Below are 25,501 nucleotides of genomic sequence, written 5' to 3'. Positions count from 1 at the left end.
GGCTTCAGTCGTCACGGGCTTAAAAGCTGAGCCGGAAGAACGTCGTTTTTTCCGGGGTGAATTCAAGCGTCAGATTGCCGGGCATCGCTGTCAGGTATTGGCGGCCTGACGGCAATCGATCCCGAATTCCATGCCCATCTCGATCAGGCTGTCCCACAGCGAACGGGCGTATGAGCGCAGGATGATCATCTCATAACGCTCAGTGCCGGTGCGGCTGATATGCACGCCCAGTTGCCCGCAAAGCGTGATCGTGCCGGCCCCCGGCACAAAGACATCGGAGTGCAGGTCAATCGCGATCCCCTTGGCGAGGGCATCGCGGACATGTGTCCCCGCGATCTCGATGCGGACGCGCCCGGCGCTCTGATCGTGGACGTCGCCCTTTCCGGCAAGGGCGCTGCTTATCTTGCCGATGTCCCCGGCGCCGAGCGGGGCGTCGCCGGCGGCGAACCACTGGCCGGGACCGGCGGGGCGAATATCCAAATCCGCAAATGCGCCGATGGCGGCTTGCAGGTCCGCCTGCGCGATCGACGATGCGCCGGACGCGAGGATGTGCAGCAACGCGCCTTCCGCACATGCGGTCATGACAAGCGGCGGAGCGTTGTCATAGCTGCCGAAATGGCCGACCGGGGCGTCGGCAAGGGCGCGCACGGGGGTCAGTTTGATCTCAGACATGCAGCTTCTCGTTTTCAGGATCGACGAATACCGGCGCGCAGATGGTGGCGACGATGTTCTGTTCGCGCAGCGCATCCCAGACGATGATATCCTCGCCATGCCGCTCGTGGCCGCGCTTGACCAGCGCCAGGCCGATGTGATGTCCCAGGTTCGGCGAGAAGCAGCTCGACGTGACATAGCCCTGATCGGTGGCGAGCGAGGGCGCACCGGTCGCATTCGCGATATGCGCACCGGTTTTGAAGCTGTCGGCCCTGTCGACGGGTATGAGGCCGACGAGCTTGAGCCGGTCGGGGGCGCCAAGGCCTTCCCGCTGCAGCATGGCGCAGCCGATGAAGTCCGCTTTCTTCTGTGACACCATGCGTCCCATGCCGATATCGTCGGGCACCACGGTGCCGTTGATCTCGGCGTGCGTGACGTGGCCCTTTTCGATGCGCATGACGCCCATGGCTTCGGTGCCGTAGGGCGTGATGGCGAATTCCTCGCCGCGCTGCATGATCAGATCGGCGACGGCCTCGCCATACGCCGCCGGCACGGCAAGCTCATAGGCAAGCTCTCCGGAAAACGAAATCCTGAACAGCCGCGCCTGTAGCTGCCCGCCCAGCAGCCCCACGGTCCGGGCCGCGAGGAACGGGAACGCCGCGTCGGAAATATCCTCGTCGACGATTTTCTGCAGCACGTTGCGGGCATTCGGGCCGGCGACGGCGATCTGCGCCCACTGGTCGGTGGCGGTAATGAAGCGGACATCGAGTTCGGGCCAGTGCGCCTGCGCGCAGAATTCAAGGTGTGCCAGCACGCCGGCCGCCAACGCCGTCGTCGTGGTCATGAAGAAATGATTTTCACCGAGACGGCTGGTCGTGCCGTCGTCATAGATGAAGCCGTCCTCGCGCAACATCAGGCCATAGCGGGCCTTGCCGAGCGGCAGTTTGGCAAAGCCGTTGCAGTAGACACGGTTGAGGAATTCGGCGGCGTCGCTGCCGGTGACCTCGATCTTGCCGAGCGTAGACACATCGCAGATGCCGACACTGCGGCGAACGGCGAGGACCTCGCGGTCGACGCTTTCGCGCCAATGGGTTTCGCCTTTTTTCAGGAACCAGGACGACCGGTACCACTGACCGACCTCGACGAACTCTGCGCCCCGCTTCGCTGCCCAGTCATGCAGTGGCGACAGCCGCACCGGCTGGAAATGGCGGCCACGATGCGTCCCGGCCAGGGCGCCGAACGAGACCGGCGTATAGAACGGACGGTAGGTCGTGGTGCCGACTTCGGGGGGCGTGAGGCCGCGCGCCTCGGCAAGGATGCCGATCGCATTGACGTTCGACAGCTTGCCCTGATCGGTCGCCATGCCGGTGGTGGTGTAGCGTTTTGTGTGCTCGACATGGCCGTAGCCTTCGCGCACCGCAAGGCCCAGATCGGCCGCGTGCACATCGTTCTGGAAATCGACGAAGGCCTTGCCCTTGCTCTGGCCTTTGCTTTCGCCGACATACCACAGCGGCGTGACGGCGATGTCCGGGTCGTCCTCGATCGTGAGCGCATCGAACGCCGGGGCCTTGAAGCCGAGCGCCGAGACGGCGTCGGCCGCCAGTTCGGCACCGTTTCTCAGACACCCGGACAAGGTGCCGATCCCGGCCGCGCTGCCACCGGTGCTCAGGCCGTCTCTGGGCGGCGGCGGCAGGAATGCCGCGTGGGCATCCGACCAAACCGGTTTGTCGCCGCGCTGACAGGCCAGGCTGACGACCGGATTCCAGCCGCCGGACATGCCCAGCGCATCGGCCTTGATTTCCTCTGCCACGCCGCCGCGCGTGACCGTGACGGCAGTGAGGCCGCGCCAGCCGCGCGTTGCGGTGACGACGGCGCCGCGAAAGACCCGGGCATGGCCGTGATAGTCATGATCGTCCGGGGCATCGGGGCGTGAATCGATGATCGCCGCAACCTCGATGCCGTGCGCTTCCAGATCGCGGGCGGTGCGATAGGCCGAGGCATTGTTGGTGAACAGCGCGACGCTTTTTCCGGCAGCCACACCGTATTGGTTGGCATAGGTGCGAACCGCCTCAGCGGTCATGACGCCGGGCCGGTCGTTGCCGCCGAAAACCAGCGGGCGTTCCTCGGCCCCTGCGGCGAGAATGCAGCGCCGGGCGGCAATCCGCCAGAGCCGCTCGACCGGCTTGTCGGGATCGGGGACAAGGACATGCTTCTGCACCCGCTCAACGGCGCCGTAGACCCGGTCGTCGTAACAGCCGAAGACCGTGGTCCGGGGCAGCATCGTGACGTTCGTCATGGTTGCCAGTTCGCCGATCAGCCGCTGCGCGTAATCCGCCGCCGGGATGGCGTCGATCTCGCGCGTTTCCGAAAGCAGGGAGCCGCCCGGTGCCGCCTGCTCGTCGGCGACGATCACCCGCGCGCCGGCCCGTGCCGCCGTCAGCGCCGCCGCGAGCCCCGTCGGTCCGGTGCCGACGATCAGCAGGTCGCAGTGCGCCCAACGTTTTTCGTATACGTCGGGATCGGCGTCATAGGTCGCGCGCCCGAGACCGGCGGCGCGGCGGATCACGGGCTCATAGAGTTTTTCCCACAGCGCGGCCGGCCACATGAAGGTTTTGTAGTAGAACCCGGCGCTCAGGAACGGCGACAGCAGCGAATTGATCTCGCCGATATCGAACGAGAGCGACGGCCAGCGGTTCTGGCTGCGTGCGCTTAATCCCTCGTAAAGCTCAACCGTCGTGGCGCGGCAGTTGGGCTCGGTGCGGCCGTCTTCACCGAGCGTCACCAGGGCATTCGGCTCCGACGAGCCGGCCGTCAGGACGCCGCGCGGCCGGTGATACTTGAAGCTCCGGCCCATCAGCCGGCGGCCGTTGGCGAGAAGCGCCGAGGCAAGGGTGTCGCCGTCGAAGCCCTGCATCGGCGTCCCGTCGAAGGAGAAGCCGACCGTCTTGCCGCGATCGATGCGGCCACCGCTTTTCAGGCGATACGAGGTCATGGCGTGCGCTTTTCGGCTGCGGCGTCCAGCACCTGGTGGACGGTATGATCGGTATTGTCGCGTTCGACGATCAGCCAGCGGCGGCAGCCCGATGTGTGGTGCCAGTATTCGCGGACACGGCCGATGGGGTTGTCGCGCAGATAGACATAGCCGAACCACGCCTCGTTTCCGGCCTCGGCTTGCGGGCGTTCGGCCTCGGCGCTGCCCTTGATGGTGAATTCTTCCTTGGGCCGGGCGCCACAGTGCGGACAATCGATCAGGCTCGCCATGACATCATCCTAATGCAGGTTCGGCTGCGCGCCGGCGCCGCGCTCGTCGATCAGATAGCCGCGCTCGAAGCGGTCGAGCCGCATCTGCGTGGCCACGGGATGCGGCGTGTCGGTGGCGATCAGGTGGGCATAGCACCACCCCGACGCTGGCGTCGCCTTGAAGCCGCCGTAACACCACCCGGCGTTGATATACAGGTTGTCGAGCGGCGCCTTGTCGATGATCGGCGAGCCGTCCATGCTCATGTCCATGATGCCGCCCCAGCTTCTGAGCACCTTGACGCGCGACAGTGCCGGGATCATGGAAACGCCGGCCTCGATCACATGCTCGACCGTCGCCAGGTTGCCGCGCCGGGCATAGGAATTGTAGCCGTCGATATCGCCGCCGAAGACAAGGCCGCCTTTGTCCGATTGCGAGACATAGAAATGCCCGACGCCGAAGGTCACGACCATGTCGATAAACGGCTTCAGCCCTTCGCTGACGAAAGCCTGCAGCACATGGCTTTCGATCGGCAGTTTCAGGCCCGCCATCTCGGCGACGACACTGGAATGCCCGGCGGCCGAAAGCGCCAGCTTGTCACAGGCGATATAGCCTTTCGATGTCTCGACGCCGACGACGCGGTTGCCGTCGCGGCGCACGCCGGTCATTTCGCAGTCCTGTATGATGTCGACGCCATAACTGTCGGCACCGCGGGCAAAGCCCCAGGCAACGGCATCGTGGCGCACCGTGCCGCCGCGCCGCTGCAAAAGGCCGCCCATGATGGGAAAGCGGGCGTTGTTGTAATCCAGGAACGGCAGCATGTCGCGGACGCCTTCGCGCTCGACAAGTTCCGCATCGACACCGTGCAGGCGCATGGCGTTGCCGCGCCGTGCCGCGGCGTCGCGCTGGGCATCGCTGTGGAACAGATTGATGACGCCGCGCTGTGAAACCATGGCGTTGAAATTGAACTGCTGTTCCAGCCCTTCCCAGAGCTTCAGCGAAAGCTCGTAAAACGGATTGTTGCCTTCGAGCAGGTAATTGGACCGGATGATCGTCGTGTTCCGGCCGACGTTGCCGGAGCCGATGTAGCTCTTTTCCAGCACGCCGATATTGCGGATGCCGAATTCACGCGCCAGATAATACGCCGTCGCCAGCCCGTGACCGCCACCGCCGGCAATGATGACATCGTAATGCGGCTTCGGCTCGGGGGTCCGCCAGACAGGCTTCCAGCCGCGGTTGCCGCCGAGCGCGTTGCGAATAATCGACAGTGCGGAATAACGCATGAAGAACCCCACGGATGATCACAGCCATCATAATTGCACGGACGTCAGCGCTCCGCTTGCCGTAAAGGGACATATACATGTAAATAAAGGACGTATTTTCGATTGATCCGGGGGCGTCTGTGCAAAAGGTCGGTTTTATCCTGATCCCCGGATTTGCCCTGATGTCCTTCGCCTCGGCGAGCGAGCCGCTCAGGGCTGCAAACCTGCTGGCCGGACAGGAACACTACCGGCTCAGCGCATACGCCCTGCACCCCGATGTCGCGCGCACCTCATCGGGCGCACAAATCCCCGTGCAGCCGCTTGCAGCGGCCGGCACCGATCTGGATATCGTGCTGGTGTGTGCCGGTGGCGACCCGTCGCACTGGAATCATCCCGGCGTTCTCGACCGTCTCAGGACGCTGGCCCGGGGCGGGGTGCGGATCGGCGGCATTTCCGGCGGGCCTTATCTGGTCGCTGCCGCGGGCTTGCTCGAAAACCGCCGCTTCACGATACACTGGGAGCATGCCCCGGCCTTCATGGAAGCGTTTCCGGACCTGGTTCCCGAAAAATCACGCTACGTGATCGACGGCAACCGGATCACCTGTGGCGGCGGCGTCGCGCCGCTGGACATGATGCATGCGCTGATTGCCGAGCAGATGGGCGAGGATTTCGCGCGCCGGGTCAGCGACTGGTTTCTGCACACGCATGTCGGTGCCGGGACGGAGTCTCAGAAAGCGTCCCTGATCGAAACCTACGGTATCCATCACCCGGTGCTGCTTTCGGTGCTGGAAAAGATGGAAAGCACACCGGAAACGCCGCTCGACCGCGCGACGATGGCGCGCTTCGCCGGTGTCAGCGAACGTCACCTGAGCCGGCTGTTCAAGGCCCACCTCGGGGCGACGTTTCAGCATGTGTATCTGACGGTTCGGATCGAATACGCCGGGCGCTTGCTGCGCCAGAGCGCGCTGACCATCAGCGAAGTGGCGATGGCCACCGGATTTTACAGCCCCAGTCATTTCACCAAGGCCTATCGCGCGCTGAAGGGCTATCCGCCGAGCGCCGAGCGCACACGCCAGCCGCGTTGAGGGGAACCGCGCCCGGTCAGTCGCTGTAAATCCAGCGTGGGCTCTGCTTTTTCAATTCCATCTTCGCCAGCGATGTGCGGTGGACTTCGTCGGGGCCGTCGGCGAGCCTGAGGCTGCGCGTCTTGGCCCAGGCATAGGCGAGGCCGAAATCCTCGGACACGCCGCCGCCGCCATGAACCTGTATCGCGCGGTCGATGACGTCGCAGGCCATCTGCGGGGCGATGACCTTGATCATGGCGATTTCCGAGCGGGCGATCTTGTTGCCGACGGTATCCATCATATAGGCGGCTTTGAGCGTCAGCAGCCGGGCCTGTTCGATTTCGATGCGCGAACGTGAAATGACATCCATGACGACGCCCTGTTCGGCGAGCGGCTTGCCGAAGGCGACCCGTTTCTTGGCGCGCGCGCACATCGCTTCGAGGGAGCGTTCGGCGACACCGATCAGGCGCATGCAATGATGAATGCGGCCGGGGCCGAGACGCCCCTGCGCGATCTCGAACCCGCGCCCTTCACCGAGGATCATGTTCGATACCGGCACGCGTACGTCCTTGAAATCGATCTCGAAGTGACCGTGCGGCGCGTGGTCGTAACCGAACACCGTCAGCGGGCGGATCAGGGTCACGCCGGGCGTGTCCCTGGGCACCAGGACCATCGACTGCTGGCGGTATTTTTCCGCACTCGGGTCGGACTTGCCCATAAAGATGAGAATCTCGCAGCGTGCATCGCCGGCGCCCGACGTCCACCACTTGCGGCCGTTCAGGATATAGTCGTCGCCGTCACGGACAATGCTGGATTGGATGTTGGTGGCATCGGAAGACGCGACGTCGGGTTCGGTCATCGCAAACGCGGAACGGATTTCACCGTCCAGCAACGGTTTCAGCCAGCGTTCCTTCTGTTCATCCGAGCCGTAGCGCACCAGCACTTCCATGTTGCCGGTATCGGGGGCCGCGCAATTGAAGACCTCGGGACCGATCGGCGAGCGGCCCATGATCTCGCACAACGGTGCATATTCGAGGTTGCTCAGCCCGGCGCCATATTCGGCTTCGGGCAGGAACAGGTTCCACAGTCCGGCCTTTTTGGCTTTGCTCTTCAGCTCTTCCATGACAGGCGGCGTTGCCCAGTGCTCACCGGCCTCCAACTGCTCGTGGTAGACTTTTTCGTTCGGATAGACATGTTCGTCCATGAACGCCATCAGCCGTGCGCGGAGTTCTTCGGTGCGTTCTGAAAAATCGAAATTCATGCTCTTTCTGCCTTTGTTTGACGACGCGGCGGTGAAACCGGATTGCCCGGTCTGCCTGTTCGTTTGCCGGTAGTTTGCCGGAGTTTCGCATCCGCCGCAGCCAGAATCCCCCAGAAACCGCCAGAAAACCGAAGAGAATATCCAGCAGAATTTCCGAGGCTGGCGATCATCGCATAAATGGGCAAAACTTTGTTTCGGCAAGGCGCATGGGCTGGACAACTCCGAGGCTCCATCCCATACTGCAGTTTCGCACTGCAAAAGCAAGTTTCAAAAAAGGATCATCCGATGACGTCCCCTGTCGACTATGAAAAGCGTGGCCATGTTGCCGTTATCGTCCTCGATAATCCGCCCGTCAATGCACTCGGCGTTGCTGTACGCCAGGGAATTGACGCCGCGTTTGCCAAGGCAGCGGCGGACGATACGGTTCAGGCCATTGTGCTTGCCGGGCGCAATCGCTGTTTTTGCGGCGGCGCCGATATTACGGAATTCGGCAAGCCGCGCCAGGAACCGTCACTTTCGGTGCTCATCAATAATATCGAAGCCAGCGAAAAGCCGGTCGTCGCCGCCATTCACGGCACCGCCGTCGGCGGCGGCTGCGAAATCTCGCTGGGCTGCCATTACCGGGTCGGCGACGCATCGGCGCGCTTCGGACTGCCGGAGATCAATCTGGGCCTGTTACCGGGCGCCGGGGGGACGCAGCGCCTGCCGCGTCTGATCGGTATCGCGCCGGCGCTGGATATCATCCTCGGCGGCGAATATGTCGATGCCGAAAAAGCGCTGGCTATGGGGTATCTCGACGCGATCGTTCCGGCTGAAGGGGATTTGATCGGCGGTGCCGTCGCGTTCGCCGATGAATTGATTGCATCGGGCAAAGGCCCCCGGCGCATCAGCGATATGACCGTCGCCGACGAAGGCGCCGCTGAAACGATTGCCGCGTATCGCGACAGGATCGCCAAACGCGCGCGCGGCCTGATCGCGCCGCAACGCTGCATCGATGCGGTCGAGGCGGCCATGTACGTCAGCGTTGCCGAAGGCATGAAGCTGGAACGCAAGCACTTCGACGAACTGGTGCTGTCCGATCAGTCAAAGGCGGCGCGGCACCTGTTCTTTGCCGAGCGCCAGGCGCACAAGATTCCCGACGTCCCCAGGGATACGCCGCTGCGTCCGGTCAAGAAGGCTGCCGTCATCGGCTGCGGCACCATGGGCCGGGGTATCGCGATGAGCTTTGCCAACGCGGGGATTCCCGTCACCATCCTTGAGCAGAGCCAGGACGCACTCGATGCCGGGATGAGTGCGGCAAAGAAGACCTATACCGGCAGCGTCGCGCGCGGGCGTATCACCGAGGACGAAATGGACGCGGCGTTCGGGCGCCTGTCGGGGACCGTCGATCATGCCGACATCGCCGATGCGGATATCGTCATCGAAGCGGTGTTCGAAGACATGGACCTGAAGAAAAAGGTCTTTAGAAAACTGGACGAGGTCTGCAAGCCCGGCGCGATCCTGGCGACAAATACATCGACGCTGGATGTCGACGAAATCGCCGCCGCCACAAGCCGCCCGGCGGACGTGATCGGCACGCACTTCTTCAGCCCGGCGCACATCATGAAACTGATGGAAAACGTGCGCGGCAGGGAAACCGCCGCTGACGTGATCGCGACGGTCATGAAGCTTTCCAAGGACATCGGCAAGGTCGGCGTCATGGTCGGCGTCTGCGACGGGTTCGTCGGCAACCGCATGCTCTATGCCTACCGCTCGCAGGCAGAATTCCTGCTCGAAGAGGGGGCCTTGCCGCAACAGGTGGACCGGGTCTTTTACGACTTCGGCTTTGCCATGGGGCCGTTCGCCATGGGCGATCTGGCGGGCATGGATGTGGGCTACATGGTGCGCAAGCACCGCCGTGAAACGACACCGAGCAATGACCGCTATTCCTCGACGATCGCCGACCGCATTTACGAGATGGGACGCTACGGTCAGAAAAACGGCAAGGGCTGGTACACCTACGCCGAAGGCAGCCGCACACCCGAACCCGATCCGGAAATCGAGGCACTGATCTGTAGGGTTTCGGCGGAGTTCGGTATCCAGCGCCGCCCCGTCAGCGATCAGGAAATCCTTGAGCGCTGCATGTACACGCACATCAACGAAGGGGCGAAGATTCTCGGCGAAGGGATCGCAACGCGCGCCAGCGATATCGATCTGGTCTGGGTGCACGGTTACGGGTATCCGGTCGGCCGCGGCGGACCGATGTTCTATGCCGACCTGACCGGTGTTGCAAAAATCTATGAGACCATGAAAAAACTGCACGATGCCCACGGCGACATGCTGCGCCCGGCACCGCTGCTCGAGGAACTGGCGAAATCAGGTAAGTCATTCGCCGATTATCAGTCCTGAAGGACTGTATTCAACAAGGAGAGATCATGTCCGAAGCCGTCATCGTTTCCACCGCCCGCACGCCGATCGGCAAAGCCCACCGGGGCGCATTCAACATCACCCATGGCGCCGTCATGCAGGGGCATTGCATCGAGCACGCCGTGGCGCGGGCCGGGATCGACCCGGCAGAGGTCGAGGACGTAATTATCGGCTGCGGCTATCCCGAAGGCGCGACCGGCAAGAACATCGCACGGCTTGCGGCGTACCGGGCCGGGCTGCCGGTCACCACGTCGGGCACCACGGTCAACCGCTTCTGTTCGTCGGGATTGCAGGCCATCGCCATGGCGGCGCAACGCGTCATCGTCGACAAGGTGCCGGTGATGGTGGCGGGCGGTGTCGAATCCGTCAGTCTGGTGCAGCCCAGCCTCAACCGTCATCACTTCGAGGAAGAGTGGCTGATGGCGCACAAGCCCGAGCTGTGGATGGCCATGATCGATACGGCGGATATCGTCGCCAAGCGTTATGGCGTCAGCCGCGATGCGCAGGACGCGTATGCGCTGCAGAGCCAGCAGCGCTGCGCCGCCGCTCAGCAGGCCGGCTACTTCGATGACGAGATCGTGCCGATTACCACAAACAAGGAAGTGAAGAACAAGGAGACCGGCGAGGTTTCCGTTCAGGAAGTGACGCTGGACAAGGACGAAGGCAATCGCCCGGAAACCAATGCCGAGGGCCTGGCCAAGCTGCAACCGGTCATGGGCGAGGGCAATTTCGTCACGGCGGGCAACGCCAGCCAGTTGTCGGACGGGGCGTCGGCGTGCGTCGTCATGGATTCCAGACTTGCCGAAAAGCGCGGGCTGGAACCGCTCGGCATCTTCAAGGGCTTCACGGTCGCCGGGTGCGAACCTGACGAAATGGGGATCGGCCCGGTGTTCGCGGTGCCGCGCCTGCTGGAACGCTTCGACATGAAGATGGACGACATCGACTTGTGGGAACTGAACGAGGCGTTTGCGGTGCAGGTCCTGTATTGCCGCGACCAACTCGGCATTCCGAACGACAAGCTGAACGTCAACGGCGGGTCGATTGCCATCGGCCACCCGTTCGGCATGACCGGGGCGCGACTGACGGGGCATGCTCTGATCGAAGGCAAGCGCCGGGGGGCGAAGAACGTCGTCGTGACGATGTGCATCGGCGGCGGCATGGGCGCCGCGGGTCTGTTCGAAGTCGTCTGAGCCCAAAGATGAGCGCGCCGGACCGGGAAGTCATCGAAATCCGCGCCGACGAACGGCTCGACACGACGTTGCTTGAGCCGTGGCTGCGCCGCCATTTGCCCGATACCGGCGGCGCGTTCGATCTCGCACAGTTCGGCGGCGGTCACGCGAACCTGACGTACCTGGTGAAGTTCGGCGATGCGGAATACGTGCTGCGCCGGCCGCCGCTGGGGCCGGTTGCGCCGTCCGCGCACGACATGCTGCGCGAACACCGGGTGCTGAAGGATCTTTGGCAGGCGTTCGCGTTGGCGCCGCGCAGTTTCGCGGTCTGCGAAGACGACACCGTTATCGGTGCACCGTTTCATGTCATGGAACGACGGCAGGGCATCGTCGTGCGCCGCGAGCTGCCCGATGACCGCGACTGGACGCCGGAACTTTTGGCGCGTATGGGGAACATGCTGGTCGATGTGCTGGCGGACCTGCATGGGGTCGATCCGGCCGCCGCCGGTCTTCAGGATCTGGGCCGCCCGGAGGGTTTCGTCGAGCGGCAGCTTGAGGGATGGCAAAAACGCTGGGCCGCCGCGGTACACGAAGAAAATCCGCTGATGGACAGCATCATCGCCTGGCTGCACCGGGGCGTGCCGCAAAGCCAGCGGGTGTCCCTGCTGCACAACGATTTCAAGCTCGACAACATGCTGCTCGATGCGGACGACCCCGCGATCCCGCGCGCGGTGCTGGACTGGGACATGTGCACGCGCGGCGATCCGCTGCTCGATCTTGGCTACACGCTGACTTTCTGGGGGCAGAGTGACGACGACCCGGCGTGGATTTTAGGCGCGTCGATGCCGACATGGGCGCCCGGCTTCCCTTCGCGCGCCGAGGTGATCGAGCGCTATGCAACGCTGAGCGGCCTCGACTGCTCGGCGGTGCACTGGTATCAGGTTTTCGGCGTCTTCAAGATCGCCGTGATCCTGCAGCAGATCTATATCCGCTACCTGCGCGGTCAGACCAGTGACGAGCGGTTCGCCATTTTCGGCGAGCGGATCGCCGGACTGACCGACAAGGGACGTGTGCTGGCCGGACTTTAGGCGCAACTCAGCTATAGCGGCTCGAACCGATGGTGCTGCCGCCGTCGACGACCAGCGTATGCCCGCTGACGAAACTGCCTGCCTTGCCGGCCAGGAACAGCGCCGCGCCGGCAATGTCCTCGGGTTCACCCAGGCGGCCGATCGGGTAGGCGGCAAGCGCGCGCTTCGTCGCTTCCGGGTCTTCCCACAGCGCGCGCGCGAAGTCGGTCTTCACCAGACCCGGCGCGATGCAGTTGGCGCGAATGTTGGCGTGGCCCCACTCGACGGCGAGATTACGCGCAAGCTGCATGTCGGCGGCTTTGGAAATGCCATAAGCGCCGAGATTCTCGCTGCCCTTCAGGCCGCCGATACTGGAGACGATGATGACCGCGCCGTCCTTTCGTTCGGCCATTTGCGGCAGCACCATGTTGCACAGCCACAGATTGGAGCCGATGTTGACGTCCATGATCTTGTCATAGGCTTCCTGGGTTATGCCCGCGAGCGGCCCGAAGTACGGATTGACCGCCGCATTGCAGACCAGAATATCGATGTGCCCCCAGGCTTTCAGGGTCGCATTGACGAGTGCCTGAAGCTGCTCCTTGTCGGAAATATTGCAGGGAATGCCGATGGCTTCACCGCCGTCGGCGCAGATTTCCGCAGCGACCGCGCGGCAGCGTTCGTCCTTGCGGCTCGAGACGACGACCTTGGCGCCGGCACTGGCAAAGGTCTTTGCGATGGCCTTGCCGATCCCCTTGGTCGATCCGGTGATCAGCGCGACCTTGCCGCTCAGGTCAAAAAGTTCAGATGCGTTCACGTCCAATCCTTCATCTCAAGTGTCTTGCGGGACGCACGATTTTACATGACGGCGTCAAATGCCACGACTATGCGGTGCGGTAAATTCGCGCTATGTTCTGCATGGTAAAATTAAGTTTTGCATCCATTAATTATGCATGTAAAGCAATCAGAAGGCTGGTGCAGGGCATATGCGAGCCGCTAAAAAAGACGGAAAGCCGGAGAAGCTCGTTAACACCATCCGGCGCACCATGCGTTACGGCGTGGGGCATCAAGGGGGGATATCATCCGATGAACGATCCGCGGGCAGGATTGCAGTCTCTTATAAATCCGAGCTCCGTGGCGATCATCGGCGCTTCCGATAATCCGGCGCGGATCGGCGGGCGGCCGCTGCGGTATCTGATCGACCTGGGCTACAAGGGCACGTTCTATCCGGTGAACCCGAACCGCGAAACGGTTCAGGGCGTGAAGGCCTATTCGTCGATCAAGGATGTCGGCCAGCCCGTCGATTGCGCGCTTGTCGCGGTGCCCGCCAAACTCGTCCTGGAGACGCTTGAGGATTGCGCGGCCAGCGGTGTCAAATCGGCCGTCATCTTCAGCTCCGGGTTCGCGGAAGTGGGCGATGCCGGCGCATTGGCGCAGGACGAACTTACGGCTTTTGCGAAACGGACCGGCATGCGCCTGCTCGGCCCGAACTGCCTGGGCGTACTGAACTTCCACAGCCGTTTTTTCGCGACGTTCTCGAGCACCGGGGATCAGGGATATCCCGAACCGGGTCCGCTGGCGATCATCAGCCAGTCGGGGGCTTACGGCACCCACCTGTTTGCCGTCGCCAAGGGCCGGGGGATCGGTGTCAGTCACGTCATCACCACGGGCAACGAGTGCGATGTGTCGGTGGCCGAGTGCATCGACTGGGCCGTGGACAACGATGACATCAAGGTCATCGCCGCCTATGTGGAAGGCGTCAAGGACGGCGCCGCACTGATCCGGAGTTTCGAAAAGGCCCGGGCCCGCAAGAAGCCGGTTATACTTCTCAAGGTCGGGCAAAGCGAGGAGGGGGCGGCGGCGGCGGCGTCGCACACGGCGTCCCTGGCCGGCGCCGATGAGATATACGACGCCGTATTCCGCCAGTACGGCGTTTACCGCGCCGAGACGACCGAGGATATGCTCGATGCCGCCTATGCCTGCACGGCGGGTATTTTCCCGAAGGCGAACCGCGTCGGGCTGGTGACGATTTCCGGCGGCGTCGGCGCACAGATGGCCGATCATGCCGTCAAGCTCGGCCTCGACGTGGCGCCGATGCCGGAAGATGCGCAGAAACTGCTGAAGGAATATCTGCCGTTTGCCTCGTCGCGTAACCCGGTCGATACAACGGCGCAGTTTTTCAATGACATGAAGCTGGTCGGGCTCAATTTCGACATCATGCTCGACAAGGGCGGCTACGATTCCGCGGTCGCCTTTTTCACCCTTGCCGCGTGTTCGCCCTATGTGGTCGAGCCGCTGTTGAAGGAACTCGACGCGATCCGTTCCAAGTTTCCGGACCGGCTGCTTATCCTGTCGCTCGTCGGCTCCGAGGATATGGTGGCGACCTACAGCAATGCCGGTTATCTGATTTTCGAGGACCCCTGCCGCGCCATCGGCGCGATCGCTGCGCTGACGCGGATCGGCGAAGCTTTCGTCCGCCCGCCGATGCAGGCAGCCCCGGACAGCAAAGCCTTGCCCGAAGCGGCGATCCCGGCCCGGGACTTGAGCGAGTGGGAATCCCGCAATCTGTTGTCTGCCGCCGGCTTGCCCGTCGTCGAGGCGGTTCTTTGCGCGATCGGCGAGGAAGCCGCCGACGCCGCGCGCGGCTTCGACCGGCCGGTGGCGATGAAGATCAACGGTGCCCGCTTTGCGCATAAAACCGAGATCGGCGGCGTGATGCTCGGCATCGAAACGCCCGAGGCGGCCCGGGCCGCGTTCGTGGAAATCACCGAGCGCACGGAGCAAGCCGTACCGGGCGGCGGACATGAAGGCGTGATCGTCGCGCCGATGGTTTCAGGCGGCGTTGAAACGATTCTCGGCGTACAGATCGATCCCGTTTTCGGCCCGGCGGTGATGTTCGGTCTGGGCGGTGTGTTTGTCGAAGTCTTCAAGGATGTGTCGTTCCGCCTGGCGCCGTTCGACAAGAACGAAGCCCTGCAGATGATCGGCGAAACCAAGGGCGCGAAGCTGTTGCGGGGCGTGCGCGGACGCCCGGCGGCGGATATCGATGCCCTCGCCGAGGCCCTGGTTTGTCTGTCGCGGTTCGCCAGCGACCACGCCGATAAGCTGCAGAGTATCGATCTCAATCCGTTCGTGGTTTTACCCGAAGGGCAGGGGTGCCTCGCCCTCGATTGCCTGGTCGTCCCCGAACCGGCGAAAAGCTGAAGGCCGGGTTCTAGGAAAGCGCCGAAATCCGGGCCGCCAGTTCGAGCAGCCGGGGCGCGCATTCCTTTTCCAGAAAATCCTTGGATACCCGGAACGCCGGTCCGCCGCAATTCAGCGCGAAGACCTGATTGTCGTGCGTGATCAGCGGCACGCCGATGCCATTCACATCCGGCCGCCAGTCACCGAGCGACATGCTGTAACCGCGTGTGCCGATATCCTCGATCGCGCGTTTCACACCCTTTTCGATGACCCCGTACGCCTTGGCGCTTTCGGCCTTTCTGCGAATGTGCGACATCAGGTAATTGCGTTCGCTTTCGGGCAGCGCCGCCAGCAGGGCGCGCCCCATGGAGGTCACGGAAAGCGGGATGTGAGAGCCGACATCGATCCTCAGCGTGACCGCGCCGGGACCGCGGCAGGCTTCCAGGTACACCATTTCCAGTCTGTCGCGGGCACCCAGCGCAATCGTCGCATCGACCTGATTGGCAAGATCCTGCATCAGCGGGCGGGCGCGTTCGCGGATATCCAGGCCGGACAGCATGACGTATCCCAACTGCAGAACGCCCGGGCCGAGTTGGTAAGTGCCGTGCTGCTCGGAATAGATCAGATAACCGAGCTTGGTCAGGGTATAGGTCAGCCGGGAAATGGTCGGTTTCGGCAGGCCGGTGCGCCTGGCGATTTCCAGATTGCCGAGGCCGACATCGCCCTGCTGGTAACATCTGAGCACATCAAGCCCGCGCGCCAGAGCGGTGACGAAGCGGCGGTCCTTGCTGTCGTCTTCAAGTTCGTGGGCATCGAATTCCAAGCTGCGCGACATATACTACCGTACCGGGTTCGAGTGCTGTCAGATTTCATATGACGAAAATCGTCGTGCCATAGATATTGGCCGTTGAAAATGCTTTGTACACGACAAAGTTATCCTCGCCAAACTGCTAATGGAACATTATTCTGCAAGGCGAAATTGCAGGAGCAGATACATGTCATTGGACGAAGACACTTTCAGGCAGTTATTGGACACGGTTTCACGGTTTGTCGAAGAGCGGCTCATCCCCCTCGAAGCGGAGACCGGCGACAACGACCGGGTTGCCGATAATGTCGTCGATGAAATGCGCGCGCTCGGCCTGTTCGGGTTGTCGATCCCCGAGGCCTACGGCGGGCTCGGCCTGAGTGTCGAGGAAGAAGTCCGGGTGATCATCGAACTGGGTCATACGTCGCCCGCGTTCCGCTCGGTGTTCGGGACCAACAACGGCATCGGCAGCCAGGGGATCGTTATCGACGGCACCGAGGAACAGAAACAAAAGTACCTGCCGAAGCTGGCCAGCGGTGAAATTACCGGCTCCTTTGCGTTGACCGAGCCGGATTCCGGTTCCGATGCCGCCTCGCTCAGGACCACGGCCAGGAAGGACGGCAACGAATACGTTCTGAACGGCACCAAGCGTTTCATCACCAACGCCCCCAACGCCGGCGTGTTCACGGTGATGGCGCGGACCGACCCCGAGAACAAGCGCGCCGGCGGGATTTCGGCGTTCCTTGTCGAGGCGGATGCGCCGGGGCTGTCGCTCGGCAAGCCTTACAAGAAAATGGGCCAGCAGGGCGCGCCGGTCTGCGACGTGATCTTCGACGATTGCCGGATTCCGGCGGATGCGCTGATCGGCGGCGTCGAGGGGCAGGGCTTCAAGACGGCGATGAAGGTTCTCGACCGTGGACGGCTGGTCATATCCGGCAGTTGTATCGGCAATGCCGAACGGCTGATCCGCGACAGCGTCGCCTATGCCATGGAACGCAAGCAGTTCGACGTACCGATCGCCGATTTCCAATTGGTGCAGGCGATGCTTGCCGATTGCGAGACGGAACTCTATGCCGCGAAATCCATGGTCCTCGACGCGGCCCGCCTGAAGGACAAAGGCGAGAACGTCACCAAGCAGGCGGCGATCTGCAAATACTACAGTTCGGAAATGGTCGGCCGCGTCGCCGACCGGGCCGTGCAGATCCATGGCGGCGCCGGGTATATCGCCGATTACGGGATCGAGCGGTTCTACCGCGATGTCCGGCTGTATCGCCTGTATGAAGGCACGTCGCAGATTCAGCAGCTCATTATCGCCCGCGAGATGCTGAAAGAAGCCGCCGGCTGAGGAAATCGCCCGGTCCCCTTGATCATTTGCGCCAGATAACCGACAACAAACCCGGATACAGGTGTTTATGGGTTTGGGGGAACTGCCATGTCATTCGGGCTTGAACGCGAAATCGTCGACCGCGCAACGTACGAGAAAGCCGTCCGCCATCTGAAGGACCGCGGCGTGCGCCTGCCGAGCATTTCCGAATTGGCCGATCCGCCCCGTCATCTGAAATCCAAGGCCGAAGACGTCGCCGGGGTCGATCCCGACATTGCCGACCCGGGCAACCTGTTCCGCGTGCACTGGTACAATGCGCCGGATCGCCGGGGGCTCAGCGATGTCCCCGCGTACATGGTGGTGCCGCAGGAACTGACCGGCGTCGATGCGAAGATCGTCGTCGCGCTCGGCAACCGCTTCCCGATGATCAACGCGCACAAGGTGCTGGCGGCGTACGGCTGTCTGGTGCCGAGGCTGATGTCGGGCAAGTTCGATCCCGAGAATCATCGCGCCGTGTGGCCGTCGACCGGGAACTATTGCCGGGGCGGGGTGGCGATTTCACGTATTCTCGGCTGCCGCTCGGTCGCGGTCCTGCCCGAAGGCATGAGCGCGGAGCGTTTCAACTGGCTCGAAAACTGGGTCACGGATCCGTCGGATATCGTGCGCACGCACGGCACCGAAAGTAACGTGAAGGAAATCTACGACGCCTGTCATGAACTGGCCAAGGACCCGGCGAACGTCATTCTCAACCAGTTTTCCGAGTTCAGTAACTACATCATCCACCGCGCCGTCACCGGGCCTGCGTTGCAGAAAATCTTCGAGGACGTGAACAAGGACGGCAACCTGACGGCGAGGGCCTATGTCTCCGCATCCGGTTCCGCCGGCACGCTGGCCGCCGGGGATCACCTGAAGGCGGTGCTCGGCACCGATACCTGCGCGGTCGAGGCGCTGGAATGCCCGACGCTGCTGTACAACGGTTTCGGCGATCACAACATTCAGGGCATCGGCGACAAGCACGTGCCGTTCATCCACAATGTGATGGCCACCGACTATGTCATCGGCGTTTCCGATCACGCCACCGACGGGCTGAACGTCGTCTATAACACGACGGCGGGCCGGAACTATCTGTCGTCACGGCTCGGTCTCGGCCAGGAAGCCATCGCGTCCCTCGGCAATCTCGGTCTTTCGTCGCTGGCGAATATTCTCGGCGCCGTCAAATACGCCAAATACAACAAACTGGGGCCGGATGACGTGGTGCTGTCCGTCGCCACCGACGGGGCCGCGCTTTACGAAACCGAACTGGGCCTGGCCGAAAGCAAATACTTCGAGGGCGGGGTCGATGAAATCGCGGCGGCGGAAACGTTCGGGCGTTATCTGCTGGGCTGCGCGACGGACAACATGATCGAACTGGACCGTCCGGGCAAAGAGCGGATTTTCAATCTCGGATACTACACGTGGGTCGAGCAGCAGGGCGTTTCGCTGGAGGAATTCACGGTCCGCCGCGATCAGGCGTTCTGGGACGGCCTGATGGATCTGGTGCCGGCGTGGGACGGCATGATCGCCGATTTCAACGCCGCGTAAGCTTTCGCCGCAAACAGCCGGACGCGAATAACCTTGCTAATTTTAACGGGGTGTGACACAACCCCCTCAGCAAACTGCGTGTAGATGACCTCATCTGTTGTCAGCAGTCGCCGTCTCCGCAAATAAACGGACCGGTCGTGCCATCCGGCACATGAACATGGTTGCTGATCTACGCAAGCTCCCAAATTGAAATTCAGATGCCACCGGGATTCCTTGGGGATTCCGGCGGGTGTCTATACATGAAAGTTATGTTTTGAAAAACTTCAACGAACTCGGCCTCGCCGAGCCTATTCTTCGTGCGGTATCGAACGAAGGTTACACACAACCGACCCCGATCCAGGCGCAGGTCATTCCGATCATGCTGTCCGGCAAGGACCTTGTCGGCATCGCCCAGACGGGTACCGGTAAAACGGCGGCCTTCGTGCTGCCTTTGCTGAATCGCATTCACGCCCGAGCCGAACGGCCGGGTGCAAAGAACTGTTCCGCCCTGATCCTGGCACCGACGCGCGAACTGGCGTCGCAGATTGCCGACAGCATCCGCACATACGGCAAAGAGATGCGGGTTTCCGTCACCGTTGTTCTGGGCGGCGTCAAGCCGGGCGGTCAGATCCGCGCCCTGGCACGCGGCACGGACATCGTCGTCGCAACGCCTGGCCGTTTGCTCGATCACGTGCAGACCGGTGTTATCCGTCTCGATAAAACCGAAACGGTGATCCTCGACGAGGCCGACCAGATGCTCGATCTCGGCTTTATGCCGACGATCCGCAAAATCCTCGCCAAGCTGCCGAAAGAACGCCAGACGGTGCTGCTCTCGGCGACCATGCCGCAGCAGATCCGCGGTCTTGCCGATGACTTCCTGAACCGTCCCGCCGAGGTTTCCGTTGCCCCGACGGCACGCCCGATCGAACGTATCGAGCAAAGCGTGATGCACGTCGAACGTGACCGCAAACGCGATGCCCTGGTCGGTATCCTGCGCGGCAAGGACGTGGAACGGGTTATCGTCTTCACACGCACCAAGCGCGGTGCCGACAAGGTCTGCGAATTCCTGCAAAAGGCGGGCATCAACTCCGGCGCCATTCACGGCAACAAGAGCCAGCCGCAGCGTGAACGCACACTGGCCGATTTCCGCGGCTCGCGGACCAAGGTCCTGGTGGCCACGGATATCGCCGCCAGAGGCATCGATGTCGATGGCATTTCGCATGTCATCAACTATGAACTGCCGAACGTACCGGAAGCCTATGTACACCGGATCGGCCGTACCGCACGCGCCGGCAACAGCGGCATCGCGATTTCACTGTGCGAACATTCCGAACGCGGTCTGCTGCGCGATATCGAACGCCTGATCGGCAATGCCGTGCAGCGCGACGATACCCCCGACAGCGGCAAGCCGTATAATCCGGTAACGCCGGCCGACCGGCAGCTGGCAACGGAACTCCGCCCGCGTCAGGAACGCAAAGGCACGGAAGACGATAGATCGGAAAAGCCGAGAAATCGCTCGAATTGGAAACCGAACAAGCCGAAGAAGGCACACCGTGGCCAGTCCCAGGGCAAGCCCCAGGGCCAGTCCCAGGGCAAATCACATGGTCAGTCCCAGGGCCGCCGCCAGTCCGCAGACGCCCCGCGTCAGCGTCTCGCCAGCTAACCGAACCGCTCAGCCGGGCGGGATCGAGCCGATAACCTCGACCTCGCCCTGCCCGGCATGACGGAAGATCAGCGTTTCGCCCTGGCGTGTGAATTGACCCGTCAGGGCGCTGATCGTCACCTGATGCGTGACGAGAATTTTTGCCCCGCCCGCATCGGCATTTTTTTCGACGAATTCACGAAGCGCCTTCATATTGCCCTTCCGCTCGCTTTCGCGCTGATAGAATGAATTCAGCGCCGGCAGTTCCTGAACGGCGCCAAGCTTCAACGCCCTTGCCGTATCCAGGCACCTGCACCACTGACTTGAATACACCGACGCGGCCATGATGCCGGCGTTGCGCGCTGCCTGTCCTGTGGCGGCGGCGGCATCGCGGCCGGCCCGGTTCAGGTTTCTTTGTGTCGAACAGTCACCGATGCGGAAGTTCCCGGGATCGCCTGTGCCGGGGGCCTGGGCGTGGCGCATGACGGCAAAATGTCCGGGTTCGTTCAGTTTAAGCCAGAGGCTTGTATCGGCAGCGGCGTCAAAGCCGAACAGACAGAAAATCGCACTCAGAACGTAACGGCGCAGCTTCATGACGTCCTCCATAAGGATTCTGGTTTGTCATGATGCTATACGCGCCGGACCGCGTTTCGGATGACTATGCGGCGGCGCTGCGGGCCTTCATCTTGTCGCGGATCAGCTTGAACAGCGGCAGCAGGATCAGAATGATCGCGATGATGGTGATCGGTCCGGAGATCGGACGCTCAAGGAAGATCATTGGGTCGCCGCTGGAAAACAGCAGCGACTGGCGCAGTTTCGGCTCGGCGATCGGGCCGAGCACGATGGCCAGCACTGCCGGTGCCACCGGGTAATCCAGCTTGCGCAGCAGATATGCGCCGACACCGAAGATCAGCATCAGCCAGATATCGTGCATGTCCTGCGTCGCGGCATAACCGCCAACCACGGAAAGCACGAAGATCATCGGCGCCAGCACCGTGAAGGGCATCCGCAGCATCCAGATGAACAGCGGGATGAAGGCGAGGTTGACGGCCAGCGCGAAGAAATTCGAGATGTAGAAAGAACCGACCAGGCCCCACACGAATTCGGTCTGGTTGGTGAACAGCAGCGGCCCCGGTTGCAAGCCCCAGATGACCATGCCGCCGAGCAGGATGGCCGTAGTCGGCGAGCCGGGAATGCCGAGCGTCAGCATCGGCAGCATGGCACCGGTCGAGGCCGAGTTGTTGGCGGCTTCGGGGGCGGCGATGCCGTTGATGTTGCCCTTGCCGAACGTTTCGGGATGCTTGTCGACCATCTTGGTGATGCCATAGGCCATCAGCGAGCCGGGGGTCGCGCCGGCTGCCGGCAGGATGCCGACGAAGAACCCGAGGAACGATCCGATCGTTGTGCCTTTCCACGATGTGGCGGTTTCGCGGATTGCCCTGAGAATGCCCTTAACGGTCAGAACCGCGCTGGTCATGGTCATTTCGCCGCGTGTGCTGTCGATGGTCCACAGCATCTCGCCGATGCCGTAGACGCCGATGGCGAGCACCAGGAAGTTGATGCCGTGCATGAACCCGGTGATGTCGCCGAACACGAGGCGCGGCTCGCCGGTCATGATGTCGAGGCCGACGGACGCCATGACCAGGCCGAAGCAGATCGAGAACAGGGTTTTCGGGATGTCGTCGCCGCCGAGACCGACGAAGGTCGCAAAGGCCAGCAGCATCAGGGCGAAGATCTCCGGGTCGCCGAAGTCCAGGGCGACGTGGGCCAGCGGCGGCGCGAAAGCGGTGAACAGCACGTTGGCGACGCTGCCGCCGACAAACGATGCGACGGCAGCCGTGACCAGTGCCAGGTCCGCGCGCCCCTTGAGAGCCAGCGGGCGCCCGTCGAACGTTGTCGCCACGGCCGTTGACGCGCCTGGTATCCCGAGCGTGATCGAGGATATGGCACCGCCGTACATGGCCCCGTAGTAGATTGCCGCGAGAAAGATCATCGCCGATGCCGGCGGCACCAGGAACGTCGCCGGGAGCAGAATGGCGACGCCGTTGACGGAGCCGAGGCCCGGCATGGCGCCGATGAACAGGCCGAGTGCAACACCGATCAACATCAGCATGATGTTAAGGGGTTCCAGCGCGATGAAAATGCCGTCTACGAGATGCCCGAGAATTTCCATGGTTTCGTCGCCTATCCTTTAGCTCGTGGTGTTGCGAATGAAATGCCTGTTGGCTAATTTGGAAGCAGGTTCGATTAGAAGAAGAAATCGTACAGCGGCAGGAACAGCGGCTCGAGATAGCCCTTCGGGAGCACGATCCGCATCGCAATATCGAAAAACAAAAATGTCACGACCGGGGTTGTCAGGGCGATGGCCAGTGTGACCCCCCAACTGTGGCGGCCAAGGAAATGGATGTAGTAAATAAGGAACACGCAGATGGCGCCGTAAAACCCGAGAATATGGGTCAGGGCGATAAACGCGGTAACACCGCCACCGACCAGCAGAAGCATGCGCAATCCGTAGCTGTCGAGAAATTTCTCGGTCGATTGCGACGGCGGTGATTTTTTGAGGACCCAGTTGATGGCGATCCAGATGGTCGACAACAGCATGCAGGCTGCAAGCCAGAACGGCCAGAAGCCGCCGCCGGGGCCTTCTCCTCGCACGTAGCCGATATCCAGCTCCGTACTTTTGTACATCAAGTAGATCGAGAGAAGTGCCATTAAACCGGCCGTGATAATTTCTGCACGTCTCATAATGAAAACTTGCTCCCGATCTCTTGATGATACTGTCTGTGCTAAGCCTTGATGTTATGGCTGCTTACTTGATCGCACCCATTTCAACGAGCATCTTCCGGTGACGTTCGCGCTGAGCGTCCCAATAGGTTTTCAGCGCAGCGCCGGACAACTCATCGCCGAACAGCGACTTGTCTTTCCGGTACTTCTGCCATTTGGCCGAGTGATAGACCTTGGAGAAGAGATCCTGATAGTACTTCAGGGCATCGGCGCTCATACCAGGCGCACCGACAACGGCACGCTGCATGCCATATGAGAAGTCCTTGCCTTTTTCTTTAAGGGTCGGGACATCCTTGAACAGCGGCAGACGTTCTGCGGTGAAGGTGAGGATCGGCACGACGTCACCCGACTCATAGAAGCCAAGAGCTTCCGAAGGGTTGTTGACGCTGGAGTTGATGTGCTTGCCGGCCAACTGCTTGGCAACGGTTCCGCCACCCTTGTACGGCACGTACTTGATCTTCAGGCCGAAGTTGTTGTTCAGGTATTCCGTCAGGAGTTCGTCTTCCTGCGCTTTACCCGTACCGCCCATCACCCATTTGTTGCCGTCCGCTTTGGCTTTGGCGAGGAATTCCTCGAACGTCTTGATGCCGGAATCCTTGTGCACCCAAAGCAGGAAGGTGTCTTCCGCCATGCGGCCGACAGGTGCGAACGTCATGATGTCGATGCCGAGCTTCGATTGACGCAGCGGCGTCGTGAAGAACGAGTTGAGCGTCACCATGATAGTGTGATCGGGGTCGTTTGCACCCTTGGCGGCGATCAGTGCTTCTGCACCCGAGCCACCGGATTTGTTGACGGGAACCAGCGGCTTCGAAGCCAGCTTTTCCTGCTCAACGATTGCCTGCATCAGGCGCGCCATTTTATCGGCGCCCCCACCCTTGCCGGCCATGATGATGAAGTCGATTGGTTTTGTCGGCTCCCAAGCGGCAGCCGTGCCGGGCATGCCGGCAACCATTGCGCCAATGCTGAGTGCACCGGCTAAGCCAAGAATGTGACGTCTAGAGATAGCCATAATAACCTCCCAAGTTATATTCTCTGCCGGCACTGCATAAGCGGATAAACCGGCAACATGGTCAAAACTGGATGTTCATTTATGGTCACTTCTGTTGGTGACGTTGCCCTTTGGGACCTAATCTTGGTGTTAGGTATACCAATGATAAGTTACTGTCCTTCGTTCGATCAAATCAAATTCATGCCTTAACCTTGTTAATTCCAGGCCTAGTGCACCAAAAGGACCGGCATATCCGTGTGATCGATGATCCATTGCGTAACGCTGCCCAGAACCATGGCGCGTCCGCGGCTACGGCCGTAAGCGCCCATGATGATAACGTCGGCGCCGCTTTCCTTGGCGGCGGTCACGAGACTTTGTCCGAGGGATGATTCTTTCGACTTCACGGTCTTCGCGGTTGCCGTAATGTCATGATCCTGCAGGTGCAGGATCAGGTCTTCGGCGCTGAGTTCAAGATTTTGCGCATCCTCTGCGCACAGCACGGTGACGGATTTCGCTTCGGCGATGATGGACCCGCACATAGCGATGGCACGTGCCGATTCCGCTGACCCGTTCCAGGCAATGGCGACATTATCACCTAGTGTGGTAAGCGGGGTCTTGGGGCACAAAAGCACCGGACGCCCGGTATTGAGCAACGCCGATTCAAGTGTGTGCTGGCCGAGATTGGTATCGAGTTCCGGCTGTGCGACGGCGACAACACTGGCCAGGCGGCCCCAAATGCCGACGATGTCGGCCTGCTTGCCGTCCGTGACACTCCACGAGATCGTCAGTGTGTCATGCATAGGCGGGCGCGTATCGCAGACGGCAATGTCATTCTTTTTGACATAGGCGTCGAACAGGGATTTCAGGCGTTCAACTTCGTTGTCGGTGATCAGTGAGGCGGACTTGTTGATCTGATCCCTGACCAGGGACGGGACCGCGACGCCGAAAGGAATCAGATCCTTGGCGCTCGGCTTGCAGTGCACCGCACGAATGTGCGCGTTGAAGTGCCGGCCCAATGCACATGCATGATCGAGCACGGATTCACCTCTGCCGTCACCGCGGATCGGAACGAGTATCGTGCGGAACGCCATCTTCCGTGC

At 61.8% G+C, this 25,501-nt stretch carries 20 protein-coding genes; 8 read left to right on the top strand and 12 right to left on the bottom strand.

All coding sequences use genetic code 11. From position 1 onward, the window contains the following. Positions 1 to 90 precede the first annotated feature (90 nt). From L2D14_16980 to L2D14_16965, 4 genes are read right to left on the bottom strand one after another with little or no spacing between them, the layout of a single operon-like run. A complete protein-coding gene (locus L2D14_16980; GenBank protein WNJ99550.1) occupies positions 91 to 672 on the bottom strand; it encodes a sarcosine oxidase subunit gamma family protein in 582 nt (193 codons plus the stop codon). Then, positions 665 to 3,643: a sarcosine oxidase subunit alpha family protein gene (locus L2D14_16975; GenBank protein WNJ99549.1), complete on the bottom strand. Its 2,979-nt coding sequence runs from the start codon at positions 3,641 to 3,643 to the stop codon at positions 665 to 667. The genes L2D14_16980 and L2D14_16975 overlap by 8 nt, the downstream gene beginning before the upstream one ends. Beyond that, positions 3,640 to 3,912, bottom strand: a complete 273-nt coding sequence (locus tag L2D14_16970; protein WNJ99548.1) for a sarcosine oxidase subunit delta — start codon at positions 3,910 to 3,912, stop codon at positions 3,640 to 3,642. The genes L2D14_16975 and L2D14_16970 overlap by 4 nt, the downstream gene beginning before the upstream one ends. Positions 3,913 to 3,921: 9 nt before the next feature. Then, positions 3,922 to 5,172 (bottom strand): sarcosine oxidase subunit beta family protein, encoded by a 1,251-nt coding sequence (locus L2D14_16965; GenBank protein WNJ99547.1) that lies wholly within the window; start codon positions 5,170 to 5,172, stop codon positions 3,922 to 3,924. A 119-nt stretch (positions 5,173 to 5,291) separates the two neighbouring features. Here L2D14_16965 and L2D14_16960 point away from each other — a divergent pair, with 119 nt between their 5' ends. Next, on the top strand, positions 5,292 to 6,236 hold the full coding sequence (locus L2D14_16960) for a GlxA family transcriptional regulator (protein ID WNJ99546.1): 945 nt from the start codon (positions 5,292 to 5,294) through the stop codon (positions 6,234 to 6,236). Positions 6,237 to 6,252: 16 nt separating this feature from the next. Here L2D14_16960 and L2D14_16955 read toward each other — a convergent pair whose 3' ends face one another. Further along, complete coding sequence (locus L2D14_16955) at positions 6,253 to 7,476, bottom strand: acyl-CoA dehydrogenase (protein ID WNJ99545.1); 1,224 nt, start codon at positions 7,474 to 7,476, stop codon at positions 6,253 to 6,255. Positions 7,477 to 7,761: 285 nt separating this feature from the next. On the opposite strand from L2D14_16955, the gene L2D14_16950 reads away from it, so the two are divergent. From L2D14_16950 to L2D14_16940, 3 genes are read left to right on the top strand one after another with little or no spacing between them, the layout of a single operon-like run. After that, positions 7,762 to 9,864, top strand: a complete 2,103-nt coding sequence (locus L2D14_16950) for a 3-hydroxyacyl-CoA dehydrogenase NAD-binding domain-containing protein (GenBank protein ID WNJ99544.1) — start codon at positions 7,762 to 7,764, stop codon at positions 9,862 to 9,864. Between the two features lie 26 nt (positions 9,865 to 9,890). Next, positions 9,891 to 11,072 (top strand): acetyl-CoA C-acyltransferase, encoded by a 1,182-nt coding sequence (locus tag L2D14_16945; GenBank protein ID WNJ99543.1) that lies wholly within the window; start codon positions 9,891 to 9,893, stop codon positions 11,070 to 11,072. An 8-nt stretch (positions 11,073 to 11,080) separates the two neighbouring features. Continuing rightward, a complete protein-coding gene (locus L2D14_16940) occupies positions 11,081 to 12,139 on the top strand; it encodes a phosphotransferase family protein (GenBank protein ID WNJ99542.1) in 1,059 nt (352 codons plus the stop codon). 7 nt (positions 12,140 to 12,146) lie between these two features. On the opposite strand, the gene L2D14_16935 is transcribed toward L2D14_16940, so the two are convergent. After that, positions 12,147 to 12,932, bottom strand: a complete 786-nt coding sequence (locus L2D14_16935; GenBank protein ID WNJ99541.1) for an SDR family oxidoreductase — start codon at positions 12,930 to 12,932, stop codon at positions 12,147 to 12,149. A 269-nt stretch (positions 12,933 to 13,201) separates the two neighbouring features. Here L2D14_16935 and L2D14_16930 point away from each other — a divergent pair, with 269 nt between their 5' ends. Next, entirely contained in the window at positions 13,202 to 15,319 is a 2,118-nt protein-coding gene (locus tag L2D14_16930) for an acetate--CoA ligase family protein (protein ID WNJ99540.1), read from the top strand. A 10-nt stretch (positions 15,320 to 15,329) separates the two neighbouring features. Here the strand turns inward: L2D14_16930 and L2D14_16925 are convergent, their stop codons facing one another. Further along, positions 15,330 to 16,133: an IclR family transcriptional regulator gene (locus L2D14_16925; GenBank protein ID WNJ99539.1), complete on the bottom strand. Its 804-nt coding sequence runs from the start codon at positions 16,131 to 16,133 to the stop codon at positions 15,330 to 15,332. A gap of 160 nt (positions 16,134 to 16,293) precedes the next feature. On the opposite strand from L2D14_16925, the gene L2D14_16920 reads away from it, so the two are divergent. The 3 genes from L2D14_16920 to L2D14_16910 all read left to right on the top strand — a co-directional run bounded on the left by L2D14_16920 (position 16,294) and on the right by L2D14_16910 (position 20,650). Next, the gene (locus L2D14_16920; protein ID WNJ99538.1) at positions 16,294 to 17,448 is read left to right on the top strand and encodes an acyl-CoA dehydrogenase family protein; all 1,155 of its coding nucleotides are present in this window, start codon (positions 16,294 to 16,296) and stop codon (positions 17,446 to 17,448) included. Between the two features lie 87 nt (positions 17,449 to 17,535). After that, entirely contained in the window at positions 17,536 to 19,008 is a 1,473-nt protein-coding gene (locus L2D14_16915) for a hypothetical protein (GenBank protein WNJ99537.1), read from the top strand. Positions 19,009 to 19,261: 253 nt separating this feature from the next. Then, entirely contained in the window at positions 19,262 to 20,650 is a 1,389-nt protein-coding gene (locus tag L2D14_16910) for a DEAD/DEAH box helicase (GenBank protein ID WNJ99536.1), read from the top strand. A 9-nt stretch (positions 20,651 to 20,659) separates the two neighbouring features. Here L2D14_16910 and L2D14_16905 read toward each other — a convergent pair whose 3' ends face one another. From L2D14_16905 to L2D14_16885, 5 genes are all read right to left on the bottom strand, one after another. Next, positions 20,660 to 21,223 (bottom strand): histidine phosphatase family protein, encoded by a 564-nt coding sequence (locus L2D14_16905; GenBank protein ID WNJ99535.1) that lies wholly within the window; start codon positions 21,221 to 21,223, stop codon positions 20,660 to 20,662. Between the two features lie 64 nt (positions 21,224 to 21,287). Next, on the bottom strand, positions 21,288 to 22,802 hold the full coding sequence (locus L2D14_16900; protein ID WNJ99534.1) for a tripartite tricarboxylate transporter permease: 1,515 nt from the start codon (positions 22,800 to 22,802) through the stop codon (positions 21,288 to 21,290). Between the two features lie 74 nt (positions 22,803 to 22,876). Then, positions 22,877 to 23,374: a tripartite tricarboxylate transporter TctB family protein gene (locus tag L2D14_16895; protein ID WNJ99533.1), complete on the bottom strand. Its 498-nt coding sequence runs from the start codon at positions 23,372 to 23,374 to the stop codon at positions 22,877 to 22,879. A gap of 64 nt (positions 23,375 to 23,438) precedes the next feature. Then, entirely contained in the window at positions 23,439 to 24,422 is a 984-nt protein-coding gene (locus L2D14_16890) for a tripartite tricarboxylate transporter substrate binding protein (GenBank protein WNJ99532.1), read from the bottom strand. Positions 24,423 to 24,628: 206 nt separating this feature from the next. Beyond that, a complete protein-coding gene (locus L2D14_16885; protein ID WNJ99531.1) occupies positions 24,629 to 25,492 on the bottom strand; it encodes a universal stress protein in 864 nt (287 codons plus the stop codon). Positions 25,493 to 25,501: the final 9 nt, after the last annotated feature.

The sequence above is a fragment of the Thalassospiraceae bacterium LMO-JJ14 genome (genome assembly GCA_021555105.2).
Taxonomy (GTDB): Bacteria; Pseudomonadota; Alphaproteobacteria; order Rhodospirillales; family Casp-alpha2; genus UBA4479.
Note: the sequence above shows the minus strand (reverse complement) of the source record. Positions and strands in the feature narration are given on the sequence as shown.

What these genes read in the sequence shown, in the direction of transcription:
- L2D14_16905 (WNJ99535.1), bottom strand. Translation starts at nt 21,223, where the DNA reads ATGAAGCTGCGCCGTTACGTTCTGAGTGCGATTTTCTGTCTGTTCGGC.
- L2D14_16925 (WNJ99539.1), bottom strand. Translation starts at nt 16,133, where the DNA reads ATGTCGCGCAGCTTGGAATTCGATGCCCACGAACTTGAAGACGACAGC.
- L2D14_16955 (WNJ99545.1), bottom strand. Translation starts at nt 7,476, where the DNA reads ATGAATTTCGATTTTTCAGAACGCACCGAAGAACTCCGCGCACGGCTG.
- L2D14_16970 (WNJ99548.1), bottom strand. Translation starts at nt 3,912, where the DNA reads ATGGCGAGCCTGATCGATTGTCCGCACTGTGGCGCCCGGCCCAAGGAA.
- L2D14_16945 (WNJ99543.1), top strand. Translation starts at nt 9,891, where the DNA reads ATGTCCGAAGCCGTCATCGTTTCCACCGCCCGCACGCCGATCGGCAAA.
- L2D14_16950 (WNJ99544.1), top strand. Translation starts at nt 7,762, where the DNA reads ATGACGTCCCCTGTCGACTATGAAAAGCGTGGCCATGTTGCCGTTATC.
- L2D14_16940 (WNJ99542.1), top strand. Translation starts at nt 11,081, where the DNA reads ATGAGCGCGCCGGACCGGGAAGTCATCGAAATCCGCGCCGACGAACGG.
- L2D14_16885 (WNJ99531.1), bottom strand. Translation starts at nt 25,492, where the DNA reads ATGGCGTTCCGCACGATACTCGTTCCGATCCGCGGTGACGGCAGAGGT.
- L2D14_16900 (WNJ99534.1), bottom strand. Translation starts at nt 22,802, where the DNA reads ATGGAAATTCTCGGGCATCTCGTAGACGGCATTTTCATCGCGCTGGAA.
- L2D14_16965 (WNJ99547.1), bottom strand. Translation starts at nt 5,172, where the DNA reads ATGCGTTATTCCGCACTGTCGATTATTCGCAACGCGCTCGGCGGCAAC.
- L2D14_16915 (WNJ99537.1), top strand. Translation starts at nt 17,536, where the DNA reads ATGTCATTCGGGCTTGAACGCGAAATCGTCGACCGCGCAACGTACGAG.
- L2D14_16890 (WNJ99532.1), bottom strand. Translation starts at nt 24,422, where the DNA reads ATGGCTATCTCTAGACGTCACATTCTTGGCTTAGCCGGTGCACTCAGC.
- L2D14_16930 (WNJ99540.1), top strand. Translation starts at nt 13,202, where the DNA reads ATGAACGATCCGCGGGCAGGATTGCAGTCTCTTATAAATCCGAGCTCC.
- L2D14_16895 (WNJ99533.1), bottom strand. Translation starts at nt 23,374, where the DNA reads ATGAGACGTGCAGAAATTATCACGGCCGGTTTAATGGCACTTCTCTCG.
- L2D14_16980 (WNJ99550.1), bottom strand. Translation starts at nt 672, where the DNA reads ATGTCTGAGATCAAACTGACCCCCGTGCGCGCCCTTGCCGACGCCCCG.
- L2D14_16975 (WNJ99549.1), bottom strand. Translation starts at nt 3,643, where the DNA reads ATGACCTCGTATCGCCTGAAAAGCGGTGGCCGCATCGATCGCGGCAAG.
- L2D14_16920 (WNJ99538.1), top strand. Translation starts at nt 16,294, where the DNA reads ATGTCATTGGACGAAGACACTTTCAGGCAGTTATTGGACACGGTTTCA.